The sequence below is a fragment of the Kitasatospora sp. NPDC056531 genome (genome assembly GCF_042794375.1).
GTDB lineage: Bacteria > Actinomycetota > Actinomycetes > Streptomycetales > Streptomycetaceae > Kitasatospora.
The window spans coordinates 1-9,020 of the sequence record NZ_JBHTTU010000160.1; the positions used below are offsets into that span (position 1 = coordinate 1).

Here is a 9,020-nt window from a genome sequence, read left to right on the forward strand (position 1 = left end):
GGCTGGACGCGACCGAGCCCGTGACGGCGGTGCTGCCGTGACCGGACGGGCCGGTGGCACCGACGCGCTGGCACCCGTCCGGGCCGAACTGCTGCGCGCCGCGCGGGCCGACGCCGAGCAGGCGCTCGCCGAGGCCTGTCGCGACGCCGAGCGCACCCTCGCCGCCGCACGCGCCGAGGCGGCGGCCGTGCTGGACCGGGCCCTCCAGGCGGGGACGGAGGAAGGCGAGGCCGCCGCCGCGGCGGAGACCGCCCAGGCCGCCCGCGCGGCCCGGGCGCGAGAGCTGGCGGCCCAGGGCGAGGCCTACGCCGAGCTGTGCCGCCGGGTGGCCGAGCGCGTCCGGGAGCGGTACGAGAGCGAGCCCGGTGCGGCGGAGCGGCTGGCCCGGCGGGCCCGGGACCTGCTCGGACCGGACATCCGGATCACCGCCCACCCCGACGGCGGACTGCTCGCCACTGCCCCCGGCCGCATGGTGGACCTCGGAACGCCCGCGCTCGTACGCCGCGCGCTCGACCGGCTCGGCCCGGAAGCAGCGACGCTCTGGCAATCGGACGACGGCGACGGGGGACCGGATGGCTGACCCGGGCTCGTCGAGGATCCTGCGGGTCGCCGGTCCGCTGGTCGAGGTGGCCTGCGACGGCGGCGTCGCCATGCACGACGTGGTGCTGCTCGGCCCGGAGGACCTGCCCGGCGAGGTCGTGGCCATCACCGGGGACGTGGCGAGCGTGCAGGCGTACGAGTACACCGGCGGGCTGGCCCCGGGACACCCGGCCCGCCCGACGGGCCGACCGCTGCGGGTGCCGCTCGGCCCATGGCTGCTCGGCGGCGTCTTCGACGGCCTGCTGCGCCCGCTCACCGGAGCCGGCGACTGGCTGTGTCCGGGCACCGGCACCGAGGCCGACGGGCGCACCTGGCGCTTCGTCCCTGTGGCGGCGCCGGGCGACGAGGCCGCGCCGGGCGGCGTCCTCGGGGAGTGGGCCGGGGGATCGGTGCCGCTGCGGGTCCTGGTGCCGCCGGACACGTCCGGGCCGGTGGAGCGGATCGCCCCGGAGGGGCCGTATCGGGCGGACGAGGTGCTCGCCGTGGTGGGCGGCGCGCCGGTCCGGGTCGGTGCCGGGTGGCCGATCCGCCGGCCTCGGCCCGTCCGGGAACGGCTGGACGCCGCCGAGCCGCTGCACACCGGCCAGCGGGTGATCGACCTGCTCTTCCCGGTCGCCCGGGGCGGGACAGTCGCGGTGCCCGGCGGCTTCGGCACCGGGAAGACCGTCCTGCTGCAGCAGATCGCCAAGTGGTGCGACGCCGATGTCATCGTCTACGTGGGCTGCGGCGAGCGTGGTAACGAACTGGCCGAAGTAATGGCCGAGTTCGCAAAACTCGACGACCCGAGGACCGGCGGCCGACTGGTCGACCGGACGGTCGTGGTCGCCAACACCTCCAACATGCCGATGATGGCCAGGGAGGCGAGCGTGCACACCGGCGCGACCGTCGCCGAGTACTTCCGCGACATGGGCCTGGATGTCGTCGTGATCGCCGACTCGACCTCCCGTTGGGCCGAGGCGCTGCGCGAATTCTCCTCCAGAATGGGGGAGTTGCCGGCAGAGGAGGGCTACCCGGCTGGGCTCGCTTCCGAGCTCGCGGCGTTCTACGAACGCGCCGGGGCAGCGCGCACCCTCGGCGGCGCCCGGGGATCGGTCACCGTCCTCGGTGCCGTCTCCCCGCCCGGCGGCGACCTCACCGAGCCCGTCACCGCCCACACCGAGCGATTCGTCCGCGGCCTCTGGACGCTCGACCGCGAACTCGCCTACGCCCGGCACTATCCAGCCGTGTCGTGGTCCGGCTCGTTCGCCCGCGACGCCGCCGCGCTCGGCGCGGCGCACGCGCGGGCGGGGGACCCGGCCTGGGGCGAGCGCCGCGCCCGCGTCGCCGCGCTGCTCGCAGAGGCGGACCGGCTGGCCGACCTGGTCGACCTGGTCGGCATCACCGCGCTCCCGAGCCCCGAGCGGGTCAGCGTGCTCGCCGGGCGACTGGTCCGGGAAGGCCTGCTCCAGCAGAGCGCGCTGTCGGCGCACGACGCGTACTGCTCCCCGGAGAAGACGGCGGCACTGGCGGACGCCGTGCTCACCGTGGTCGCGCGGTGCCGGGAACTGGCCGACGCAGGCACACCGGCCGAGACGATCGAGGAGACCGACTTCACCCCGCTGCTGCGCGCCCGCGAGGAGGCCGGGCCGCGGGACACCGACGCCGTGGCCGTCGGCTGCGCGACGGTGCTCGGCACGCTCGGGGAGCCGCGGTGACGGACTTCGGCGAGGTCGAGTTCACGGACGTGCGGGAGCTGCGCGGGCCGCTCCTCGTGGTGGGCGGAGTGGCCGGAGTGGGGTGGGACGAGTTCGTGGAGATCACCCTCGGATCGGGCGAGCGGCGCCACGGCCTCGTCCTGGAGGTGGACCGGGACCTCGCGGTGGTGCAGGTCCTGGAGGACACCGCGGGCATGGACCCGGCCGCCACCCGGGCCGCGTTCACCGGCGGCCCGCTGCGCGTCCCGGTCGGTCCCGCGTGGCTCGGCCGGGTGTGCAACGGCAGAGGGGAACCGATCGACGGCGGTCCGCCGGTCCTCGGCCCCGCGTCGGCGGCGGTCGGCGGCGCCCCCGTCAACCCCGTCCGGCGCGAGCCGCCCGCCGAACCGGTACTGACCGGGGTCGGGGCGATCGACGTGCTCACCACGCTGGTGCGCGGGCAGAAGCTGCCGGTGTTCTCGGCGGCCGGGCTGCCCCACCTCGAACTCGCCGTGCAGGTGGCCGCCCAGGCCGTCAGCGGCGGCGAGGCCTTCAGCGTGGTGTTCGCCGGCATGGGCCTCACCCACGCGGACGCGGCCTTCGTCCACGATGGGCTCGCCGAGCGCTCCGGCACCGGGGAGCTGACGCTGCTGCTCAACACCGCCGACGACCCGGTGATCGAGCGACTGCTCACCCCGCGCATCGCCCTCACCGTGGCCGAGCACCTCGCCTTCGAGGGCGGACGGCACGTGCTGGTGGTGATGACCGACATGACCGCGTACGCCGAGGCCCTGCGCGAGGTGTCGGCGGCACGCGGCGAGGTGCCCGCCCGGCGGGCCTACCCGGGCTACCTCTACAGCGACCTGGCCTCCCTGTACGAGCGCTGCGGCCGGATCCGTGGCCGGCCCGGCTCGGTCACCCTCCTCCCGGTGCTCACCATGCCCGCCGGGGACATCACACATCCGGTGCCCGACCTGACCGGCTACATCACCGAGGGCCAGATCGTGCTCTCCCGCGAGGCGCACGCGCGCGGGGTGTACCCGCCGGTGGACGCGCTCTCCTCGCTCTCCCGGCTGATGCGCAAGGGCGCGGGACCGGGCCGGACCAGGTCCGACCACCTCGACGTCGCCGCGCAACTGCTGGCCGCGCTCGCGCGGGCCCGGCAAGTGCGCGAACTCGCCGACCTGGTCGGCCGTTCGGCGCTGAGCCCAACCGATCTGCGCCACCTCGACCTGGACGAGGCCTTCCCGCAGCGGTTCCTCGCCCAGCGGCCGGACGAGAACCGGCCGCTGGCGGACGCGCTGGACCGCGCCTGGGACGTCCTGCTCACCCTGCCCCGCAGCCAGCTCGCCATGCTCCCGGCCGAGCAACTCGACGCACACGGTGCGCCATGACCGCGCGCCGGCACACCCCGCCGGGCCGGGCGGCCCGGTTGAGGCTGCGGCACAGCCTCGACGTCGCCCTGCGCGGGGCCGACCTGCTCGACCGCAAGCTGCGGGTGCTGCTGGAACGGCACGGGCAGCTGCGGCAGGACGAGGAGACGGCCGAGGCACGGTGGCGGGAGAGATCGGCGGAGGCGCAGACGTGGCTCCTGCGCGGCCTGCTGGTGAGCGGGGAGGGCGCGCTGGCCGCGGCGGCGGTGGCCGATCGGGCGGACGTGGTGGTCGAGTGGACCGTCTCCATGGGGGTGCGCCATCCGTCCGGCGTCTCCTGCACCGACGCGATCCGGGCCGCGCACGAGCCCGCCCCGGGCAACACCGCACTGGTGCACGCCGAGGCGGCCTACCGCGAGGCCGTTCGGGCGGCCGCTGCCTACGCCGCGCACCGGACGGCGGCCCGGCTGGTGGGGGAGGAAGCGGCCCGGACCCGCCAGCGGGTCCGGGCCCTGCGCCGGCACTGGATCCCGCGGCTGACCGCCGATCTCGCCGCCGTGGAGCAGGCGGTGGAGCAGGCCGAGCACGAGGACGCGGTCCGCCGCCGCTGGGCGGCGGACCGGACGCGTGGTCAGGCGTGACGCCCGCGCACGATCACCACGGGGCACGGGGCGTGCTGGGCGCAGTGCTGGCCCACGGAGCCCAGGAGGGCCCCGGTGAAACCGCCGAGTCCTCGGCTGCCGACGACCAGGAGGGTCACGCTCTCGTCGCCGGCGGCCTTCAGCAGCACCTGGGCGGGGTGCCCTCCTCGGCCCGGGCGGTGATCGTCACCGGGGGCTCCGGTCCGACGGCCTTCTCGATGCTCTCGGCCAGAACCTTGCACGCGATGTTCCGGAGGGCCTGCGGGTCGCCGATCGAGACGCCGCTGCCCGTTCCGGAGAACGGCGGCTCCCAGGCGATGACCGCCGCCACCCGGGAGCCGGTCAGCTCCGCCTGGTGCACCGCCCAGCGCAGGGCGCGCCGGGACTGCTCCGAGCCTCCCCCAGCCTTCGGCCGGGGGGACCCCCATCGCCGACGAGGATCGTGTCGTGGGTCGTGCTGTCGTCGGTCATGACGTTGCCTCCTCGATCTCCTCGAAACATCGGCACCTCTAGCCTGGCCCGTCGGCGGTGGACGGAGGTGGGGCCGATCGGCCCCGACGGACCGAGGCGAACGGGCACCGACGAGTGGCCGGACGCCGTCTCGCGCAGGTCCGGAAGCCGCCGGACGATGGGGGGAGCGGGCCCGGACACCGGCCTGCGGTCCGGAAGGAGCCGCCGTGGACGGCGACGTGGTCCAAGAACGTGCACCGGGGGCGGTAGCCGACATGGGCGGGGGCCGGGCGCCCGGGCGCGAGCCCGTCTGGGAGCGGGCGCGGGCGCAGCTCGACGGGCTTCCCGGACGGCGCGGGCTGAACATCGCGTACGAGGCCGTCGACCGGCACGTGGCAGCCGGACACGGGAACAAGGCCGCACTCCGCTGCATCGCCGCAGACCGTACGGTCACCCCGATCACGTACGCCGAACTCGCCCGGCGCAGCAACCGATTCGCCAACGGGCTGCGGGCCCTCGGGGTCGGGAAGCGGGACCGGGTCGCGTCACTGCTCGGCCGCTGTCCGGAGCTGTACGTGTCCGTCCTGGGGACGCTGAAGAACACCTCGGTGTTCTGCCCGCTGTTCCCCGCCTTCGGCCCGGTGCCGGTGGCGGAGCGGTTGCGGCTCGGGGAGGTGCGGGTCCTGGTCACCACTGCGGAGCTGTACCGCCGCAAGGTGGCGGACGGACGCGACGGGTTGCCCGGACTGGACTACGTCCTGATCGCCGGCCCGGGTGCCGGGGACCTGCCCGGGACCATCGCGTTCGACGCCCTGACGGTCGGCGCGTCCGAGGACTTCACGATTCCGGAGACCGATCCCGAGGACATGGCGCTGCTGCACTTCACCAGCGGGACGACCGGCACCCCGAAGGGCGCGGTCCACGTGCACGAGGCCGTGGTCGCCCACCATGCGACCGCCGCGCTGGCCCTGGACCTCCGCCCGGACGACGTGTTCTGGTGCACCGCCGACCCGGGCTGGGTGACGGGCACCTCCTACGGGATCATCGCGCCGCTCACCCACGGGGTGACCATGGTCGTCGACGCGGGCGAGTACGAGGCCCGGCGCTGGTACGGCATCCTGGCCGAGCAGCGGGTGAGCGTCTGGTACACCGCGCCGACCGCGATCCGGATGCTGATGCGGATGAGCCCCCGGGGCAGCCCGCCGGACCTGCCGCGGTCCTTCGACCTGTCGGCGCTGCGCTTCGTCGCCAGCGTGGGTGAGCCGCTCAACCCCGAGGCGGTGCGCTGGGGTCCGGAGATCCTGGGTCTGCCGATCCACGACAACTGGTGGCAGACCGAGACCGGCTGCATCATGATCGCCAACATGGCCGGTACCGAGATCAGGCCTGGCTCCATGGGACGGCCGCTGCCCGGAGTGACGGCGGGTGTCCTTTCCCGCGGGCCGAACGGGCGCGCGGAGGTCACCGACGGCCGGGTCCGGGTGCTGGATGAACCGGGGGCGGAGGGCGAGCTGGCCCTGCGGCCCGGCTGGCCGTCGATGTTCCGCGGCTACCTCGGCGCCCAAGAGCGCTACCGGTCCTGCTTCGCCGACGGCTGGTACCTCACCGGGGATGTGGTCCGGTGTGACGCAGACGGCTACTACTGGTTCGTCGGGCGGGCGGACGACGTGATCAAGTCGGCCGGGCACCTGATCGGCCCGTTCGAGGTCGAGAGCACGCTGATGGAGCATCCCGCAGTGGCCGAGGCAGGGGTGATCGGCCGTCCCGACCCGGTGGTGGGGGAGGTCGTCAAGGCCTTCGTCTCGCTCAAGCCCGGGTTCGAGGCGGGCGACCGACTCGCCCGGGACCTCACCGCGTTCGCCCGGCACCGCCTCGGCCCCGCCATTGCCCCGCGCGAGATCGCCTTCGACCAGCACCTGCCGAAGACCCGCAGTGGCAAGGTCATGCGGCGGCTGCTGCGGGCCCGTGAACTGGGCCTGCCTGAGGGCGACCTGTCGACCTTGGAGGAGACGACATGACCCGCAGGACGGCGGCCGACCCGCACCGCAGGAGCCCCAGGCCGCCGGGCGGCCCGGAACATCGGCACGACCTGCTGCGGGAGATGCTGCGCATCCGCCGCTTCGAGGAGCGGTGCGTCGAGCTCTACAGTGCCGGAGAGATCCGCGGCTTCGTTCATCTGTGCATCGGCGAGGAGGCCGTGTCCGTCGGCGTCCATCAAGCGCTCACGCCCGAGGACTCGGTGGTCACCACGTACCGCGAACACGGCCACGCGCTGGCCAGAGGGATTCCCATGGCGGCGGTGCTCGCCGAGATGCTCGGCCGGGTCACCGGCTGCAGCCGGGGCCGGGGCGGGTCGATGCACCTGTTCGACGTCGGCCGCCGGTTCTACGGCGGCCACGGCATCGTCGCCGGGGGAATCCCGGTGGCGGCCGGCCTGGCCCTGGCCGACCGGATGCGCGGTCGGCCGAACCTGACGTGCTGCTTCTTCGGCGACGGCGCGGTCGCCGAGGGCGAGTTCCACGAGAGCGCCAACCTCGCCGCGCTCTGGGACCTGCCGCTGCTGATGGTCTGCGAGAACAACCTGTACGCCATGGGCACCCCGCTGGTCCGTGAGCACGCCCAGATCGACCTGGCCGCCCGGGCCGCCTCCTACGGGCTGGTCGCCTGGGCCGTGGACGGCATGGACGTCCTGGCCGTCGAACGGGCCGTCCGGCGCGCGGCGCAGGCGGTCCGGGAAGGAGCCGGCCCGTACTTCCTCGAACTGCGCACGTACCGCTTCCGCGCGCACTCCATGTACGACCCGGACCTCTACCGAGGCAAGGCCGAGATCGAGGTATGGAAACAACGCGACCCGATCACCCTCCTCACCGACCGGATGCGCGCCGAGGACGGTTTCGACGACGCCGGGCTCGACCTCGTCGAGAAGGAGGTCGCCGAGGAACTGGAGCGGGCTGTGGAGGAGGCCGGGAAGGGCGGGCTGGAACCTCCGGAGGACCTGCTGCGCTTCGTGCACAGCCCGGCGGGGGAACGGCCGTGACCGGGCCGAAGACAGCTCGGGAGCCGACCTACCGGGACGCGCTCAGGGAGGCGCTGCGCGAGGCCCTGGCGGCCGACGAGCGGGTTTTCCTGATGGGCGAGGACGTCGGGCGGTACGGCGGTGCCTTCGGCGTCAGCCTCGGACTGCTCGACGAGTTCGGACCCGACCGCGTCCGTGATACACCACTGTCCGAGTCGGCCTTCGTGGGCGCGGGGGTTGGTGCGGCCATCGCCGGCCTGCGGCCGATCGTCGAGGTGATGACCGTCAACTTCAGCCTCCTCGCCCTGGACCAGATCCTGAACAACGCCGCGACGCTGCTGCACATGTCCGGTGGGCAGGTCGCCGTGCCGCTCGTGATCCGGATGACCACCGGCGCCGGCCGCCAGCTCGCCGCCCAGCACTCGCACAGCCTCGAAGGCTGGTACGCCCACATCCCGGGCATCCGGGTGCTGGCCCCGGCCACCCTGGACGACGCCCGGTACATGCTGACGCCCGCGCTGGCGGATCCCGATCCGGTGGTGATCTTCGAACACGGCTCGCTCTACAACGTCACCGGCACCCCGGACCCGGGCGCCGCCCCGGTGGACCTCGACAGCGCGGCCGTCCGCCGCGCCGGGAGCGACGTCACCCTCATCACCCACGGCGGCTCGCTCGGCAAGGCCCTGGAGGCCGCCGAGCGGCTGGCCACGGACGGCATCGAGGCCGAGGTCGTCGACCTGCGGACGCTGCGCCCGCTGGACGACGCGACGATCCTGGGTTCCGTCGCACGCACCCACCGAGCCGTGGTGATCGACGAAGGCTGGCGGACCGCGGGGCTGTCGGCAGAGGTCTCGGCGAGGATCGCGGAAGAGGGGTTCTACGACCTGGACGCGCCCGTGGAACGGGTGTGCGGGGCCGAGGCGCCGGTGCCGTACGCCCGGCAGCTGGAGGAGGCAGCCCTTCCACAGGTCGCGGGCATCGTGGCGGCGGCACGGCGGGCGGTCGGTTGAGATGGCCGAGTTCACCATGCCGGCCCTCGGCGCCGACATGACCGAGGGGACGCTCCTGGAGTGGCTGGTGGGGCCGGGGGACCGGGTGGCCCGCGGCGACATCGTGGCGGTCGTGGACACGGCCAAGGCGGCGATCGAGGTCGAGTGTTTCGAGACCGGAACGGTCGAGCGGCTGCTGGTCGAACCCGGCGCGACCGTCCCGGTGGGCGCGGCCATGGCCGTTATCGACACCGGGATGCCCGGGCCCTCCTCCAGGC

At 74.4% G+C, this 9,020-nt stretch carries 8 protein-coding genes and 1 pseudogene; 8 read left to right on the forward strand and 1 reads right to left on the reverse strand.

Features of this window, described 5'->3' with window-relative positions; genetic code table 11:
• The 4 genes from ACFQ87_RS42740 to ACFQ87_RS42755 all read left to right on the forward strand — a co-directional run.
• Window positions 1–580: hypothetical protein (locus ACFQ87_RS42740; RefSeq protein WP_380616368.1), on the forward strand; the 580-nt coding region annotated here is incomplete at its 5' end.
• Entirely contained in the window at window positions 573–2,294 is a 1,722-nt protein-coding gene (locus tag ACFQ87_RS42745; protein WP_380616369.1) for a V-type ATP synthase subunit A, read from the forward strand. The genes ACFQ87_RS42740 and ACFQ87_RS42745, both read left to right, overlap by 8 nt.
• Window positions 2,291–3,667, forward strand: coding sequence for a V-type ATP synthase subunit B (locus ACFQ87_RS42750; RefSeq protein ID WP_380616370.1), 1,377 nt, complete (start codon window positions 2,291–2,293; stop codon window positions 3,665–3,667). Before ACFQ87_RS42745 ends, ACFQ87_RS42750 begins: the two co-directional genes overlap by 4 nt.
• Window positions 3,664–4,287: a V-type ATP synthase subunit D gene (locus ACFQ87_RS42755; RefSeq protein WP_380616371.1), complete on the forward strand. Its 624-nt coding sequence runs from the start codon at window positions 3,664–3,666 to the stop codon at window positions 4,285–4,287. Before ACFQ87_RS42750 ends, ACFQ87_RS42755 begins: the two co-directional genes overlap by 4 nt.
• Here ACFQ87_RS42755 and ACFQ87_RS42760 read toward each other — a convergent pair.
• Window positions 4,278–4,660: pseudogene (locus ACFQ87_RS42760) on the reverse strand (universal stress protein). The gene ACFQ87_RS42755 and the pseudogene ACFQ87_RS42760 overlap by 10 nt on opposite strands.
• Before the next feature lie 352 nt (window positions 4,661–5,012).
• Here ACFQ87_RS42760 and acsA point away from each other — a divergent pair.
• From acsA to ACFQ87_RS42780, 4 genes are all read left to right on the forward strand, one after another.
• On the forward strand, window positions 5,013–6,755 hold the full coding sequence (gene acsA, locus ACFQ87_RS42765; RefSeq protein WP_380616375.1) for an acetate--CoA ligase: 1,743 nt from the start codon (window positions 5,013–5,015) through the stop codon (window positions 6,753–6,755).
• Window positions 6,752–7,774 carry a pyruvate dehydrogenase (acetyl-transferring) E1 component subunit alpha gene (gene pdhA / locus ACFQ87_RS42770; RefSeq protein ID WP_380616372.1) on the forward strand — a complete coding sequence of 341 codons (1,023 nt, stop codon included), beginning with the start codon at window positions 6,752–6,754 and terminating at the stop codon, window positions 7,772–7,774. The genes acsA and pdhA overlap by 4 nt, the downstream gene beginning before the upstream one ends.
• Entirely contained in the window at window positions 7,771–8,763 is a 993-nt protein-coding gene (locus ACFQ87_RS42775) for an alpha-ketoacid dehydrogenase subunit beta (protein ID WP_380616373.1), read from the forward strand. Before pdhA ends, ACFQ87_RS42775 begins: the two co-directional genes overlap by 4 nt.
• Before the next feature lies 1 nt (window position 8,764).
• The coding region (locus ACFQ87_RS42780; RefSeq protein WP_380616374.1) for a biotin/lipoyl-containing protein at window positions 8,765–9,020 on the forward strand (256 nt) is incomplete at its 3' end.